Raw genomic sequence first — 16,013 nt, 5'->3', positions numbered from 1 at the left:
CTTATAGATGTACTTCAAAGATCACATACTATGCAAGTCCGGGTAATGTTATCACCTAATCGGTCGATCAGTTTCTTGCCTTTGATAGCTGGCTTGAAGTATGCGTCATGATTCGATCTAATTTGATCTGCTCTGTTTAGCAATTCTTCAAGACTCTCATCCTGACACCACGTGAACCTTTTCCCAGTTTGAGAATCTACTTTCTCAAAATCCATCGCTTTAAGAAAGAGTTCCTTGTGCTCCTTATAGAGGTTCAGCCATTCAACTTTTTGTTGGAAGAAGCAGAAATAACAGCCAGATCTGCTCCTCCATCGATGATAAGCTGGAAAACCGAGGCCGCTAGACTCCAGTAAATCTTCAATATCAGAATAAACCATCTGATCCTCAATAAACGGATAACGCGGAATGATGTTTGGCTTACTTGATATATAGCCATCACGGTCCTCGTCAGCTCGTAAGCCGATGTAGCTGCACACTTTATCAGTCCCTATGTAATCTTCATAAGGCTTGATCTTAAGAACCTCAGTACACCACCTCTTCTGAGGGGAAGGGAGGTAAAAACCTTTTATCTTTAGCCAATCTTCGAAGGACCTCTTAGGTTCAATTCTTTTGACATCAATCCCAAGAATGGCCCGCATTCTATCCAGAAACTCACCAGTTTCCGGCAACTCATGGCCGGTATCTAGAAAGACATATTCTAAATCTGGTATCTTATCTCTTAGATAGACCGCAAGCGCAGCACTGTCCTTGCCACCTGAGAGGGCCAAGATATGTCGGGTTCTTCCGGTATCTTTAGTCATGAGCTGTTTCCTCAGTGGATTCTTTGACTTCCGACAACAAGTGTTCACCCAGCAGAAGAAAGATCGCCTGTAGTTGTGGTCTGCTTATCTGTTCTTCCTGAATCAATTGAGCGACCATCGCCTTCGCGTCCTGAAGACTATCCTGATCTACCCAAAGGATGTTACTGGCAGCACTGCCATCCGCTCGTGTGAAGGAGACCATTCGGGGCTCTCGGCCGTCGGACCCATTTGGAAGAACTTTGTCGGCTTTTGCAATAAGTGTCTCCAGGTTTGAGAAGCGTGTGTGTAGATCGGCAAGCCGCACAGAGAAAGTCTCTAGGTCATTATCGCGCCAGGAATCAACTGGTCGCTGAGTAGCAATTGTCGCCAAAGAAGCTATCCAGTCTGTGTCTGTCCCGGAAAAGCCTGCCAGAGCAGCCAAGAAAGGCTTTAGCTCTCGGTCGCTGCATCTCGCTACCAGATGCTGTGTCCGGGCTTTGAGTTGACCACGCAAGACTTCGATATCGGCACAGTTTCCCCCAAATACCTCAAAAATAACGTTCTTGATGCGGTCAACCAATTTGGGATATGCCTGCTTGAGCTCGACAATAGCCTCTGTGAAGCGAGTGCGGAATGTCTCTAGCAACTCTGACTCACCGGTGACACGGTCATCAATTGAAGGCAAACCGAGAGCCTCTGGCAGATCCTTGAAAAGCAGATCGATCGGATCTCGCGCCTGCTGCAGTGTATGGCGTACATTCTGTGCTTGCCGACTTATAGACCGAGTATGGATCACATAAGGACGGAGTCGCTTAATAAACTGGATAAGGGGCGCAATCACGCCGATCAGGGTTGCATTCCTTACCTCTATTGCTTCGCTGCTCACCTGTGCATTGAGAAGATTGCGGTACAGTTCAAAAAGCTCTCCACGGGCTTTTTCAGGAGTAAAACGCCTTATGGAGAAATACTCCGGTCGTTTGGTCATCAGTTCCATCTCTTCCGGCCCGAACTGTGGAACGAATGCTCCATCTTGATAGAGTGCCATTTCATCGAAATAGACGCTCAGAAATAGGCAGAGCAAAATCGGGATCGGTCCCTCTTTTAAACCGAAAGGGTGATGACGGAGTCTGTCGATTAGATGGCTGACTGGAACGCTTTCGTCCCCAGCTCTTTCCATTATTTCCTTTAATGCACTCCATGCGGGCCCGTAGCTGCTATCACGGCCGGGCGGGATCAACCGGTATTGCCCATCCTCCACTTGAATGTGCAAACCTTCATCTTGGAGCATAGTGAGGTAAATTGCCTTTTCCGGCCCGGTTCCCTGTAGTCCTAGGGCCTCCACGTTTTGATGAAGCACCATAGCTTCCATAAGCTCTCGTCTGGCTCTTGCCGCAGCAGAGGAGAGGCGGCTGCGGTTGATCAATTCGTTCCTTATTTTAGGGCATCCATGATAGGTCTGATCGCAGCAGCGGGATAACAATCGCGAGAGCTCTGCGTAGGAGGTCAGTTCCTCTTTCTTGTCTGCGACAAACCATCTCACCTCAGGGTTTCCGGGCGAAAAAAGCTCGGTAAGGTGATCACGAAGTTGCTGTTCAGATGCGGAAGCCCTGAAGCGTGCCTCTTTTCTGGCTACCCCATCACGTTCAAGCTCCGGAGCATCGCGCAGAACCGCTTTGATTGCAGCCGCGTTCAAGACCATGTCACGGATTTGCTCTTCACAGGCGGCATATGCGATGATCAGTGGACGCCCATCTCTCGTTGCTTTAGGGAAATCCGGCGGATCTTGTTCATTGCCAAAGCAATAAAGCAGAAGTCCATCGATTTCGTCAGTGGAACATTGGGGCAACGCTGATCCCATCTGCGACAGATCACACCATCTCCGCTCAAAGTGCCTCAGTGTCCCCGTAACATATGAGTGCCGTGAAGCCGTCAGGGGCGGCAGGGGCAGTGTACTTTGCAGATTTTCCTCGAGAGATTGCGTTGAGAGCAGAGCCTTTCGCTCACGAATGGCTGCTATGATATCAAAGTCACTCCCCTCCCATAGGCGGTATTCCTCGGCGTATTCCCTATAGACAAGCACTCCCTTGCTGATGTTCTCATCGATAGCGATTTGGATCGCCTCCTTAGATGCTTCTGATTCCGAGCCGGACTGAAGAAAGGCAAAAGAAAGCAGCTTTGAAGACGCACGGAAACCGGATGGCCCGGATATCAGGTTCAACAGACCGATGGCTTTCAAAACATTCAGGTGGAAGAAATCCAGGTTTCTCGACCGTTCGATAATGTCGTGGATTTCGATCCACCTTTGGGACTCGGGTCTATTCATCAACGCGCTTGTGCTTGAGGCCAGGAAGTAGTCATAGAGGAGCTCGACACTGAATGTAGCAAGTTGTTCCGCGTCAGGATCAATGGATTGGGTGGAGAGAAAGGCAGGAAGAGCGTTCGGCTCTCCACTGCACAGAAAAGCGAAAAGCGTCCGGTCATTTTGTGCAAACCGTACGCATAACTCGGGAAGAACCAATGCCGCAAGCGGATGCAGCGGGTAGAAGAGCTCTATCAAATCAGGATCGAAATCTTTGAAATCTTGAAGATCTAATGCTCTGCTCGCCTCGTGAAAGTGCTCGGCCCAGCGCCGGATAGCTTGGCTCAGCTGTTGATCAGGATTTTTCCGTTTCAGTGCTTCGCAAATGAAGCGGAGCATTTGACTCTTGGGCTCAATGAAGGAGATATCCTCGAACCGCCCTTGAATCTTCCCCCACTCCTGAAGCTGTCGAGCGGAGAGCCGAGATGTGTATTCGTCGAAGGCTTGATGTAGACAAACCCAAAGGTAGACATGCTCACTCTCCGCCAATGCCTGCAGCACGAACAGATCCCCTTGTGCCGGGAACCGAGCCATGAACTCCAGGTTCTTTCCGAATTCATCGATAACGATGGCTACGGGCGCACTGTAAACTTTAGTGGCAGCCCTGAAAAGCTCCACAAGGCGCAGGGTTTCGGGAGTAGTTTGCGCGGCGAGATCCCTTGCTTCCTGGCGAAGTTCCTGAACAGCACTCACCAAGTTAGCCTGCGAAGGAGTGTTAGCGATCAGCGCACGATAGAGTCCCTTTGCCAGGGTGCAGTTGATCGATTCAAAAGAAGACGTTGCCGGCACACGGAAGAGGCCTTTGGAGATCGGAGATCGATCGCCCATGATCCTCTGAAACTTATGGGCAAGCTCTAGATCCTTCTCCTTGAGCATGTCCCGGGCGATCTTGGTCTCCTTGTCGTGTGGAGGTCCGCAGAGGGCGAGGAGATAGTTGGTAAAGGATGATTTGCCCATTCCGTACGGGCCGGTCAATGACCACGCCGATATGCGCTCGCCATTCAGCGCTGCCGTGAGCCGTTGTATGATATCCAGGCCTTTTCCGGTAAGGCGATACTGCTGTAGAGTTTTTATATCGCCCCTGTCACGTTCTATGTTGACTGACCGGGCGATCATAATTTCAGGCTTTATGTAATCGGATAGAGTGATCATGAGTAGATGGGCCTCGCGCTCGCCTTTCCAGTGTAATAACGTTCCAGTGCCTGCCAATAGAGTTTTTCCGGACTCTCTTCGAATTGCAGTTGGCGGCTTCCGTAACCCTCGACGAAATGGACACGCCCCTTGGACGAGTGTGCGATTCTCTCAAGACGATCACCAATCTCTGTCTCAGAGAGCCTGAAGACAACTCCAGGTGCATTGAAATCATAAGATATCCGGTTTAGGGATAGAGACATCTTGCGGGACGGCGAGTCTTCTTCGGCATTCAAGGACAGGGGCATTTCTCCTCGCACGACATTCCTGGCATAGTTGCAGCAGGCTGCGAGAAAAATCTCATCCGGCAGACTGCTCTTGGGAGACAGGTTGAATCGATACGTTTGACGCTCGTCGCCTGGGATGAGAAGACCCAGGTGGGTGAAAGGGCATTCAATCTCTTCTGATACCTGGTTTCCGGGAGGCGCGTACATGCGCATGAAGCATGAAGCATCCTTGAGTATAGAGGATTCGGTGTAGCGGAATAATGCCGGAAACTGGTCCTTACGTTCGACGAGTGCACGGCCCAAATCTTTTAACGTGAATGATCCCATATGTCCGAGGTTGATCGCCAAGGACCAGGCTGACGCCGTGATGGGAAATGAGAAGAGCTGCCAGTGAAGCAGCCAAAGGCTTGCCGGGTCTTCCAAAAATGGGTCCCAGCCGCTATCGGAGAGCAAGCAGTCCCCAAAATGAGTCCGCCGCACAGGGCCTCCAAGACGCCGCGGTCCGGATGATGCTTCAGGCTCGATTATGCCGAAGGCCATACACCAAAAGCGTATGGACCTCACCATGTTCTTGCCAACTCCCAGCTTCACGATGGCGTCGTCATTCTCAAAAATTGTGGAATCAGCAGCACCATCATACCCCTTCTTTAGCCACCCATATCGTGGGCAAAAGGTCTCATGCCGGGCAAAGAAGCCCTCCTTTAGCCATTCTTCCCAAAGACTTACGCGAGACGTCGGGATATGCGGTGTGTCCATTGATTTAGCCGTTTGTGGAATACTTGTATGTAGCAAGATTTGCCCTCAACTCTTCAGGTGTCGCAATATTCTTCTCGATCCGCTATTCTGCCAGCCGTTGGACAATCACTTCCGCAGTTGCTGTCTCACCTAAGCTGGCGATTATGTTGTGTTCGCAATTGACGCGCACTCTAGCGGATTCGTCTTTCTTCTTGCTACTCACACTCTCATTCACTTCATCTTCTGTCTTGCCTTTGCCCTTTAATTCGGCTTTAAGAAGTTCTATTTCACGTGTGAAAGTTGGTGAACCTAGTGATGCATGAACAGCTTTTTCGATGTAGCCGTTCCGCAGTTTGACAACATCTTGTATGAGTCCGGGCAGACATTGTAGATATGCGTCTTTCAGCTCTTGGCTGCCGTCAGAATTCAGCCCCTCGTGAATAGTTGCGAATGAATACTTGGAATGTACAATCTCAAGGATGGCGTATCGAAAGAAGACCCACTGCTTTTCATTGAGTTCTCTAACACTAAGCGAGAGGAGACCTCTCAATCCTAGGCGGTCGGTAGCAAACACCCCAGCTCGAGGTTCTTTAACGTACCCAGCGAAAGTATGATGCTCAGTTTCCGATCCAGGAGAAAAATAGGTATTAAGAGCTTTTACATACATATCGCTGACAAAGTTGATTACGGTAATTCTTTTATCGTAATCGTCCAGATTGATCATCGCCTCCACAATGGAATGAACAGCCATTAAATAGCCTAGCTGAAATGCCTGAGTGGCTATGGTATCGAAGATAGATTTAGCGATGCTGATCAGTTCTGTCCTTTCAACCTCATTTCCCGGTTGGCTGAAAAACTTATCCGGATTTATACTAAAGAGCTTGGCTGATCTCCGTTCTTTGATCATGCGTTCATGTCTATCCAAGGCTTTCAAAACGGCTTCAGCATCTTTCAACTGATTCTTGACGTAATCACCTACGGGAGAACCCTCCTCGATAAGCTCTTTCTCCTTTTCCTTGAGTCGTTTATGGTGATCAATGAAAACATTGAGTACACCACTGCCCTCAAACAGTAGGCTGAAACACTTAGATTGGATTGGGTCTGCACGAAGGTCAGGGTCAGACAAACGAGTTCGTAAAGCTCTCATTTCAGCGTTATGGATTGCAAGGGGCCGAAATTTATCGAACAGCTTGAGTAGGGGGATATCTCCTACCTCTGAGAGGAGACCTACGGCTATCTTGACATCGTCAGATGGCATGTACTTCGCTGAAAACCTGGAAAGCGCTTTGAGCTTAGCAAGAGATGATCCCTTTAAGAGTTCAACGGGCCGAGAGGGATTTTTGGTCCTCCTTAAGTCGGTTATGTCTGATGGATTCTCCAAGTTAAAGGCATCAGGCATGCCAAAGGAAACTGCGCAATGCATCTTGTAGAGCGCAACAGCCGTCGAGTATTCGAGTTGCCCACTCACAACTTGTTTCCCTAGATCTGAATCTGAATCCCCAAAAGCAAAGGAATAGATTCGGGAGCATGTTGCATCTTCTTCGCCTCTTCCTTTGAGCTTTGATAGTGTCGCACGCATCATCCTGGCAGCGAAATCTTCATCGTCTAGAAGTAGCTGCCTTGATTCACTGACTTTTTTCGCTGTCTTGTTGACAACTAGAAAGATTTCTCTACAGACTTCTTTGAGACTAATGCTCTTCTTTTCATAGTACTCTCGTTTTCCCTCATGCAAATCAGGCAGGAAAATGACGCAAACAGGAAGCTCAATATTTTCTACTTGTTTTGCCTGTAATGGAATATGATTGTAATATGAAGCGTAGCGATCGCCACCCCAGGTTGTGAGCTGCCGATGTAAAGCCAAAACAGCCATTGCACGGTGTTGACCATCAACAATTACAAAGCCGGCTTTATGCCTGTTGTATTCAATTACACCTAGAGGGGTTGTGTCTCCATTGAACTTGATTTTTTGGAAGTCAAACAAGTCTCCAAAGCTAATAGAGTCATCAGACCCATTCTGAGGCACTGGGTAATATGGCAGGATACCAGTTAGATTAGTTCTTTTAGGAACTAGCACAGCAAGTACGGGCGGAAAGAACCGAGCATGATCCCCCTTATCACCAAGTAAGTAGGGAATCAGATCGTGTGCAACTCGGGAGTCGTCTAAATCACGCTGCAGTAACTCATCGAATGTGAGTTCTTCAACCTTGAACATCTCTCGCCAAGGCACCATTTGTGAAGCGAATTCATTTTCCCAAGTTCCTTCCGAGCCAGGTCTCATTTTGGTCAATAGGAATTGCGCACGAACGCGATCATCATCAGAGCCTACTGCAAATTCTCCATATGTACCGAAAATCTGGCTCTTCTGTACTCCGAACTTAAAAGCCATGTTTTAACGCCTCCCGCAAATTGGATCTGCAACTAACTGTAAAAGAGTCTCCAGCGCTCGCCTAGCGGCACTTTCACACTGTGGATCATCAACATCAGGCCCAATATCCTTCGGCAGACTTTCTGTCGGGTAGATGTGCACGATCAGGTCGATTGGAGCTATCTGCCTTACCCTCGCCTCCAATGCAAACGAATGTGGTATACTGAGATTATCCATGACTGTTTGCACAGTTGCATCAGCGTTAACCGAAAGATACTTGCTAACTGGAGATGTGTCTTCCCACATGGAGAGAAGAGAGGAATAATGTTGGTCATACACTCTAGTGTACAGATCTTTGGCTATCCCGATATATATAGGCCTAGTAAAGGTTTGGACTGCATCCGATTTGAAAAAACTAGCCAAGAATTCATCTGATGTTACAATAACTTCATTAAGTACATCAGAAACACCTTGTTGCTTATGGCCAAAAACGAGTGAAAGTTGTGAGGTCGATATATATCTCATCCCGTATCTCATCTGGATACTATTGGAAACCTCGATGGAATTGTTTAAAATTGATGTAAATGCCCCTTTGATGGATTCTTGATCAAAAGCACATGGTTTATAATACCAAGCGTACAATCCTGTGGTATGAGGAACCTTGGAAATAGCTGACGCCCTAAATTGATGTTGCATTATCATCTCTCAGAAAAAAAATTTTAGCCTCGGCAAGCTGTTTCATTACCTACGGACCTCTTAAATGCCACAATGGCATCTCCATCTGTTCATTGCCGCCGCACAATTAGGACATAGAGAATAGCTTGGAATGCGTGCGAATTCTGCGGCTTTGGACAGCGACCACATGAAGATCAAGTCTTCATTCCACCCCCAAGCTCTAGGCCTCTTTGACTTCCATGCCTTCTTTGGTTGCCGCCTCAATTTGCCGCCTGTCTGAAGACACAAAGAGATCAGGCTTCACAACGAGAGCGCACCCAAGGTGGAGGGCATCCATAGCACGCAGCGGATGACACTCAATGCATTTAATCGTTTGTTTGATAACTTCCGCTGTGATCTCGCAAACCTCTACATCCTCGAAGTCATCCAGGATGAGATCCTTGACTTGTTGGTATTGATCGCCGGAAAGCCTCCCTTCACGAACCAAACGGTTGAGGGCTGAGATCATCTCGGGAAGGCATATGAGGCTCAGTACCAGATGTTCTGCCTCCCTGCAGATCTCCATGACCCTCTCGCTTTCCGGTTCTTCAATGTACCTTTTGACGAAAGCGGATGTATCGAAGAAGACTCTCATGATTCCGATTCCGCCCGATCTTTCAAGATTTCACGACTCAGGGAGAGCCCCTTGATGGTCAGACGGGGCACTTCCCGCTGCCATGATCGATCGCTTTTCGGTATCGGAACGATCTCCGCAATAGGCCTGCCGTTGCGATAAACGCGTACAACTTCACCGCTTTCAACTGCATCGAAATAGTGCTTGATGCGCTTTCTCAGTTCGACGACGTTCGTTTCCTGCATATCCCTTACCTCGCTATGAGACGAACTCCATTGAGAGCATTGTACACCTAAAAGTACATATTGCAAACAATACGCAACAGGTCATGGTGAAGTATGGTTGCACGCTGGTGGACTGCCTGCCGTTTCCGGGGCTCATTCAAATACCGTTGGGGTGACAAAGCCAGTGTTTTCTTAATTAGGCCATTTGAAAATCCACATTAAAAATTGACCCCCTTGCCGGTTATCCGACGAAGACATTTCCATCGGATGTAAGAGTAGAACCGGAAAGGCACCCTCGATTCTTTGGTCTGAGGAACCCTTGAGGGCGTTTCTCCGCCCGGTTTCATTGACTTTCCGCAGAGAGCTGAGGAAAGTCAGCTGAAATGGGTATGTCCATGTCGATTCAAATCACTATCCGATTTCCCTTGGCCATCCGGCAAGAGGGTGTGGGTGGAAAAAGTGATGGGGCTTAAACTCCAGATCCTGGACCCAGCCCTAACCCCCATCGCCGGGTTTGATCTCGTGCAGGGCAACGGAATCATTCTTCCTCATCCGGAGTACGAGCCACTCGAAAAGAAATTTCAGCTCATCGCAGATTAACGTAATCTCCATCGCGTCATGCAGACATGTCATTACGAGCGAAGCGAGGAATCTTGTTGTGATGCCTCAAGAGACCAAGATTTTTCGGCTTTAGGCCTCGGAATGACAGGAGCCGGTTTCACGCTAATCGGCGATGAACCGAAATCCCTTGATAAAAAGATGAGGTGCCGATCTCGGGCCAAAGTCCACTTCCTGGAAACTTTCTCGGATCCGAAAGAAGCTTCCGTCCAGCTTGCCGAAAAATCGGTGCGGGGAAAACCCAGGCTGCCATCTGCAAAAAATCATCGATCTCACCGGCATCTACAAGGATTCGGCAGTCCAGGAGGCTCTTCGTGAGTGCCTGCATCTCGGGACTCCAACCGTTAACTCCGGACGCTCATCAAGGAAGATCTCAGGAAGCCTGTGCAACCACTTAAGCTGGATGTTCCGGTTTTACGGTCGGTTCCTAAGCGTCTCCTCCCCGATTGCAGGCCGTTCTATGGGGGAGGAATACGATGACCTCACGCCTCCAATCGCAGTTGAAGGCCTTGGACCTGCGCGAGATTCTCTCCCACTATCAGGAGGAGGCCGAGAGGGCCGTCCGCGAGAGACTCACCTACGAAGCCTAACCCCCTTGGCAAGGCTTGTCGAAATATCGAAACCAAGCTTCTTGATTTGTCGAGGCTTCACCTCCTCATCATTGATGACTGGGCTACATGCCCATCGAGAAGGATCAGGCCAATTTTCTGTTCCAGCTGGCTTGCACCCGCTTTGACAAAGAGCCGTCATTCTCACCAAACAATTGTGGATTTGAAGACTGGGGACCTGTTTTCGCCGATCAGGTGGTCGCAACGGCCATCATCGACCGGCTTGTCCATCACTCTCACATCTTTGCCATCAACCGAAACGGCTTTCGCATGAAAGAAAAACTCAAGGAGGCCGCCAAATGATCCCCCATCATCCCTGAGTCAGGGGTCAGTTTTCCTTGACGATCGACAATATCCTTCAGTCAGCTTTTCTGAGCTGAGCCAGTTGATTTGAGCGAGGTTTTTAGAAAATCGCTCTAGCACGGGACTGCCCATGAAATTTTATTTTCTGTCCGAATTAGCTTCCATGACCCGATAGGTCACAAAGAAGCATGAAAGGGTAGGTCGGGGTTCTTGCCCGACCTACCCTTTCATACAAACTCTTTCCGTATGGAACAACTTGGCCTCGGTGTAAAGTATTCGGTGGAAAATCACGCATGTTTGCGAAGTGAATCAGTGGACAACTGAAAGTGTTGCGGCGGTGAAAGAAGTGGGATTAATCGTGTTCGGGCATCTGAATCTGGATTTTTCATTTGCTACCGGACACCTTTGGGTGTCCACAGGTTTCCTCCGTCGCTAACCACTTGTAGTTTCGGGTAAACACCAGAAGCGATAGGGAATATCGAATCCATTCTTGAGAAAGTACTTCAAAAGGCTCAGGCCAAGCTGAAAGAGACTCAGATCGCAGCGGTTCGAGCGACGGATTTTCCGCCACCAGCCACCGGTCATCGCGACGGCACCGACATAAACGATCCAGTAATAGGCAAGGCAGGCTCCGATCATAAGCCTGGAAATTCTTTCCGGGTTGGAAATGTGGCTCTTGTGGAGGTTGAATCCGCGACTTTTGGCGTCAGAGAAGAAGGTTTCAATCCGAAATCGCTTGGAATAGAAATGACAGGCCTCTTCGGCAGAGCTCAGATTGGACACGAGTTAAATGGGTTCCTTGCAGTCTCTCCTCCACCAGCAGAGAGCAAGAACAGGCCCGTATTTCTTCTGCGTGAATTTGCATCCCGGAGCGTTAAAGATTTCGCCAGGGGCAGTGTGGTCGCCCATGTCCTGGAATACGAAGGGCTCGTCTTCCCAATAGAGAGTAATGTTGGACGCCGTGCGGCATGCATAGTGCCATTTCCAGTTTTTGATGACAGCCTGAAGATTGATGCCGTCAAACTCACCATCGCCCACGAGAACGACTTTGGCGTCTTTTGGAATTAGAGGGTGCACCTGCTGGAGGATTTTGATGTGCTCCGCTTCGGGAAGGTGCCCTTTTTTCCCCTTGACCACCAGCCAGGCAATTGGCAATGCTCGTTGTTTGTAGACTACGGAAACCACAAGTGCCATACAACCGCGGCCAACCGTGCTCCCATCTATGGCCAACACCAGGGTCTCCCGGGAAAGGCATGAGAGGAGAGCTTTTGCGAAAGGCAGAAAGTAGGTTTCCAGATCGAACTTCTCGTTTTTCATGAGACGGTGAAGCCGTTTTTCGTTGCTTGCAGGCAGTGCGTTGCCCGGCATTTCATCGGCAATATGGGAAAGATGGCAATCCTTATTTCGTATGATGCCGCAAACGAGAGCAGCTGTGAGATTGAGTATCCTGCCACCATTAACGGATTCTTGGGCTGAGCAGATTACAGTCAATGCTCGGCGAACGGCGGTGAACATTTTTTGTTATCAGACATCACAGACTCCTTTCTCTCATCGATTTCAAGAGTTTTAGTCTAAGATATTGATTTTACAGGAGGCTGTCCAGTAAAAAATGTGTCCGGTAGCAAAATTTTTCATCCGATGAGCATTTCAAAAGATACTTGTGCAGCCTTTGTAATGGACTGGCTATAGAATACGGGCAGGCAGCACGCTTTTTCACAAATTACGACATAGCTCTCTGCCTCGCTGTACTCGTGAACACACAGCACACGTCTCAGACGGTGCCGAAACGCTTGTGCCCTCTTTTTTGCCGGAACGATTCCATAGAGCCACGTCATTCGGCAATAAGGTATCTGGCTGCCATGTCTGTTCTGCTCGTCAGAGAAAAGGTCTTGGAAGATTTCTACGATGAGGGTCGTCGACCTGTTGCCATAGGCTGGAGGTGGCTTGAACGCAAGAGCCTGCATGCGCAATCTGTACTGGAGTCCCTTGGGTTTACTCCCTCAATTTTGCCAGAGGTCTTCATGCGGCAGCGGGAGATCGAAGCTGAGGCTGCTCCGGCACTGCACGATCTCGCTTCCCCAACTGCCGAGGTCATGAGGGCCATTTATTCACATCTCACCATTGTACAAGGCTTACCCGATCTTCAGGGGGTATACCGCCAAATCGGGCGCGCTCTGGGCAAAATGGTTTATCTACTTGACTGAATGCTCTACTACCGGCACGATGTCCTGGCTGGAATCTTCAATCCTTTGCACCACTGTTTTGGAAGGCATTTCAAAACGGTGGAAGAACCTCCCGCAAGGCTGAAACACCAGGTCAAAGCCCTTCTCGACGCGGCTTTGCTGGAAGTGGAGAGAACTGTAGGCGAGTTGCCAGCGACCGACTACCTCCAAGACCTGTTGGTTTTGAGGCTTCGACGCCGAATCACCGAGATCTTGAACGGTCCTATCCCAAAACCCGATCACAGCCTGTCGCTGTTGAAAAAAGGCCCTATGACTATCCTTTCCGTCCTTTCTTCACCCACCTTTGCATCCGCCTCGAATGGCGGGAAGTCGACGGGATGCCCCTTCGAACCCTTGGTCGCACCGGCACTCATGTTGTTCATCCTGATCGCCATTGGCCGAAACTGCCTGGGCTGCCGTCGCCGGGGGCCTGATACCATAACTGTCGACCACGGATGTGGCGGGCGTAAAACCTACCGCCGCGACCACTGTAGTGGCAGATATAGGGATGACAGTTGTTGCTAGGCTCGATGACTTCCGGTGAGACAGGATTCCCTACCATGAAAGAAGCTATCGAAACTCAAAGACAAAAGCTATTGAACCACCACCTTCGCCTCTACGCTCTCCTACCCAATACGCTGGCCCTTGGGCCTTTTCTTCGCTATGGCCTGTGGACACAAGGCTGTTCTCGAAAATGTTCCGGTTGCATGAGTCCTGAATCCAGACGTTTTGATGGAGGCTCTTCAATTGCGATAGACGTCCTGGCGGATCAGATCCTTCGCGAGCGCGATATCGAAGGGATCACCATCAGTGGAGGAGAACCGTTCTTACAGGCGCAACAACTCACCAAGCTCATAAGTGCTCTATTAGATCATCGGGATCTGGGCGTTATTGTTTATACCGGATACACGTTAGAAGAACTCAAGAATTCCTCTTCATCGTTGGAAAGGGTTACAAACACAGCATTCCTTGACCGTATAGATCTGCTCATCGATGGACCGTACGTGCAGGAACTCGACGACGGACTGAGCTTGCGCGGGTCATCCAATCAGAGAGTTCACCTGCTCTCGAATCGTTATGATGCGCTGGTTCCAGACCACTACGGACGCCCGAGAAGGGAAGCAGAGCTTCACCTGTTGAAGGCTGAATTGTTCCTGGTGGGAATACCTGGTTCTGAAACGCTTAGAAAATGGAAAGAAAGGAGTGATTGATCATGAGCGGGGAAAAGGACAGTTACGTGAACCTGCGTCAGTCGGAATACAACCGGATGATGAATTCCTGCAATCGCCTGGATAATGTAGAAAGAAATGTGAAATCCGGTATGGAAAGACTTTCCGGAGACTTGAGAAGCGAGCTGAACGATCGCATGTCCTCCATGAATAAACGCTACGAAAACATGGAGCGCCACATATCCGGAATGAGTGAAGAGATGCGCCGGGTCGAACGGGAGCAGAACCGCAGACTGCAGGAGCAGGCTGCGGAATTTCGCAGGAGCATGGAGACTCTTTCGGACACAATGATTGAGCAGAGAGAAGAGTATCTGAGTCTTATAAGAGAACAAGGCGAATCCTTCACGAGGGCTATGCAGATGCAGCGCCGCGATCTCGAAGGGCAAATCAAGAATATTCAAGACGCTCTCGATCGTAAGGAGACAAGCCAAAGAGACCAGGCTTCTCAGTGGCTCGAGGACGTTCGCAGATGCATGAATATGATCGAGAGCGAGTATCGCCACGACAAATTCAAACCCGGGGCACTGGATCGACTGCGCAGTGAACTGATTCTGAGCGAAGGCAACTTCAAGCAGGGCAATTTTCAGTCCGCCATAGCCTCGGCCCAGCAGACATTTTTGCGGGCATCCGAACTGCGCATCGAACTGGAACGACTCGAGATGGAATGGGAAGCACATCTCGAGATGGCCAAGCGCAGCGCAGCAGAAGTCCTTGCCGATTGTGATGCGCAGGAGGCATGTCGCTTCGCTTTTGAAACCGATGACGGAAGCGAAGAGGTAGCCGGAGAAATCGACTTTTGGACGGAAGGGGGGCTGAGCCAACTGCGAAAAAGAGCGCAAAAAGAACTACAGCGTCTCGGCCAATCGGAGAATCTCTCCCTGGACGATCTCAAGAAATCCGTTGCTCATTGCGAACAATGGCGCCAGGAGGGTATGGGACTCGCTGAAAAAGCCAAGGAAGCATTGATCGCTTCACAATTGAGGAATAACATCGGACAGACCATCGAGACGGCACTCCAGCAAGCCGGCTGGCGGATCGCAGATGCAGCCTACGAAGCGGAAGATTTTCGCAGGGCTGTGCATGTAAAGCTGCAAAATCCTCAAGGAGACGAGATTGTGACGATCATCACTCCCAATTCCGGACCGCACGATACCATTCAGAATCGTCTGGGAGTTCACTTTTTCGATCGCTCGACCAACGATGAGTCCTTCCGACAAGAGAGACTCAAAGCTCTAATGGGTGTGCTCGAGGAGGAAGGTTTGGAGTGTTCGAATCCGGTCTGCAGGCCAGGAACCGAGGGCAAGTCGTGTGAAAATTCCTCACTGCTCGATTTCGACAGGGTGAGAAGGGCTCAGCCAACCTCCCCTGGGAGTGGCACCAGCAGGTCTTGAGCCCCCCGAACAGAAAGAGTGCGAGTCGATACTATGAGCACAACTCTTTGTACTTCGAGCTTCTTCAGTCGCTATAGTGACAGATTTTTCTTCCTTTGCGGCAAGACGGACGACGAGTTTTGCCTTTTACCTTATGGTATTCTTCACCTCGAAGAAGTATTGCATTTGCATCTGCGTGCCTTGGGTTTTTCAAGAATCCTCTTTTTCAATGGGCATCAGAAACTCTATTTTTACGATCATGAATCCAAAGAGCTCCTTTTTGGAAAACCCAAAAGAGAATCCAGACCACCTACCCCAGCAGAAAATTCACGGACGGACCGAACGGGCGGCAGAAGTCGTATCTGTCCCGGCCCACTGGGTATGCGCCGAATTCGTTGTCAAAATCATCAGGGTGAGACATCCTCTTCCAGTTCCGAGCAAGCCTCTACTCCTCGACGAGACGAACCTCTGCATCTCGGGAAGGTGAGCGACCTC

Annotated in this window: 14 protein-coding genes and 1 pseudogene; 6 read left to right on the top strand and 9 right to left on the bottom strand. The window is 49.6% G+C overall.

Going from position 1 to position 16,013, the window contains the following annotated elements; all coding sequences use genetic code 11:
* Positions 1–14 precede the first annotated feature (14 nt).
* The 7 genes from MWC30_RS12250 to MWC30_RS12220 form a co-directional block, all read right to left on the bottom strand.
* Entirely contained in the window at positions 15–800 is a 786-nt protein-coding gene (locus tag MWC30_RS12250; RefSeq protein ID WP_244084473.1) for a phosphoadenosine phosphosulfate reductase family protein, read from the bottom strand.
* Positions 793–4,290, bottom strand: a complete 3,498-nt coding sequence (locus tag MWC30_RS12245; protein ID WP_244084472.1) for a hypothetical protein — start codon at positions 4,288–4,290, stop codon at positions 793–795. The genes MWC30_RS12250 and MWC30_RS12245 overlap by 8 nt, the downstream gene beginning before the upstream one ends.
* Positions 4,287–5,312: a DUF4007 family protein gene (locus tag MWC30_RS12240; RefSeq protein WP_244084471.1), complete on the bottom strand. Its 1,026-nt coding sequence runs from the start codon at positions 5,310–5,312 to the stop codon at positions 4,287–4,289. The genes MWC30_RS12245 and MWC30_RS12240 overlap by 4 nt, the downstream gene beginning before the upstream one ends.
* A gap of 82 nt (positions 5,313–5,394) precedes the next feature.
* Complete coding sequence (locus tag MWC30_RS12235) at positions 5,395–7,677, bottom strand: DNA sulfur modification protein DndB (protein WP_244084470.1); 2,283 nt, start codon at positions 7,675–7,677, stop codon at positions 5,395–5,397.
* 3 nt (positions 7,678–7,680) lie between these two features.
* Complete coding sequence (locus MWC30_RS12230; protein ID WP_244084469.1) at positions 7,681–8,181, bottom strand: hypothetical protein; 501 nt, start codon at positions 8,179–8,181, stop codon at positions 7,681–7,683.
* 370 nt (positions 8,182–8,551) lie between these two features.
* On the bottom strand, positions 8,552–8,965 hold the full coding sequence (locus MWC30_RS12225) for a type II toxin-antitoxin system VapC family toxin (RefSeq protein WP_244084468.1): 414 nt from the start codon (positions 8,963–8,965) through the stop codon (positions 8,552–8,554).
* The gene (locus MWC30_RS12220; protein ID WP_244084467.1) at positions 8,962–9,189 is read right to left on the bottom strand and encodes a type II toxin-antitoxin system Phd/YefM family antitoxin; all 228 of its coding nucleotides are present in this window, start codon (positions 9,187–9,189) and stop codon (positions 8,962–8,964) included. The genes MWC30_RS12225 and MWC30_RS12220 overlap by 4 nt, the downstream gene beginning before the upstream one ends.
* A 441-nt stretch (positions 9,190–9,630) precedes the next feature.
* Here MWC30_RS12220 and MWC30_RS12215 point away from each other — a divergent pair, with 441 nt between their 5' ends.
* Positions 9,631–9,768, top strand: a complete 138-nt coding sequence (locus tag MWC30_RS12215) for a hypothetical protein (protein ID WP_244084466.1) — start codon at positions 9,631–9,633, stop codon at positions 9,766–9,768.
* 695 nt (positions 9,769–10,463) lie between these two features.
* Positions 10,464–10,697, top strand: coding sequence for an ATP-binding protein (locus MWC30_RS12210; RefSeq protein WP_244084465.1), 234 nt, complete (start codon positions 10,464–10,466; stop codon positions 10,695–10,697).
* 432 nt (positions 10,698–11,129) lie between these two features.
* On the opposite strand, the gene MWC30_RS12205 is transcribed toward MWC30_RS12210, so the two are convergent.
* Both MWC30_RS12205 and MWC30_RS12200 read right to left on the bottom strand, forming a co-directional pair.
* Complete coding sequence (locus MWC30_RS12205) at positions 11,130–11,480, bottom strand: transposase (protein WP_244084464.1); 351 nt, start codon at positions 11,478–11,480, stop codon at positions 11,130–11,132.
* 3 nt (positions 11,481–11,483) lie between these two features.
* Positions 11,484–12,014, bottom strand: a complete 531-nt coding sequence (locus MWC30_RS12200; RefSeq protein ID WP_244084463.1) for a hypothetical protein — start codon at positions 12,012–12,014, stop codon at positions 11,484–11,486.
* Positions 12,015–12,346: 332 nt separating this feature from the next.
* Between MWC30_RS12200 and MWC30_RS12195 the strand changes: the two are divergent.
* From MWC30_RS12195 to MWC30_RS12180, 4 genes and pseudogenes are all read left to right on the top strand, one after another.
* Positions 12,347–12,901: pseudogene (locus MWC30_RS12195) on the top strand (DUF5685 family protein); the annotation flags it as partial.
* 578 nt (positions 12,902–13,479) lie between these two features.
* Positions 13,480–14,130, top strand: a complete 651-nt coding sequence (locus tag MWC30_RS12190; RefSeq protein WP_244084461.1) for a 4Fe-4S single cluster domain-containing protein — start codon at positions 13,480–13,482, stop codon at positions 14,128–14,130.
* A 2-nt stretch (positions 14,131–14,132) separates the two neighbouring features.
* A complete protein-coding gene (locus MWC30_RS12185) occupies positions 14,133–15,539 on the top strand; it encodes a hypothetical protein (RefSeq protein WP_244084460.1) in 1,407 nt (468 codons plus the stop codon).
* Between the two features lie 208 nt (positions 15,540–15,747).
* A complete protein-coding gene (locus MWC30_RS12180) occupies positions 15,748–16,005 on the top strand; it encodes a hypothetical protein (protein WP_244084459.1) in 258 nt (85 codons plus the stop codon).
* Positions 16,006–16,013: the final 8 nt, after the last annotated feature.

The organism is Desulforhabdus sp. TSK (assembly GCF_022836495.1).
GTDB lineage: Bacteria > Desulfobacterota > Syntrophobacteria > Syntrophobacterales > Syntrophobacteraceae > Desulforhabdus.
The sequence above is the reverse complement of the archived record's forward strand: the minus strand, read 5'-3'. Positions and strand labels throughout refer to the sequence as shown.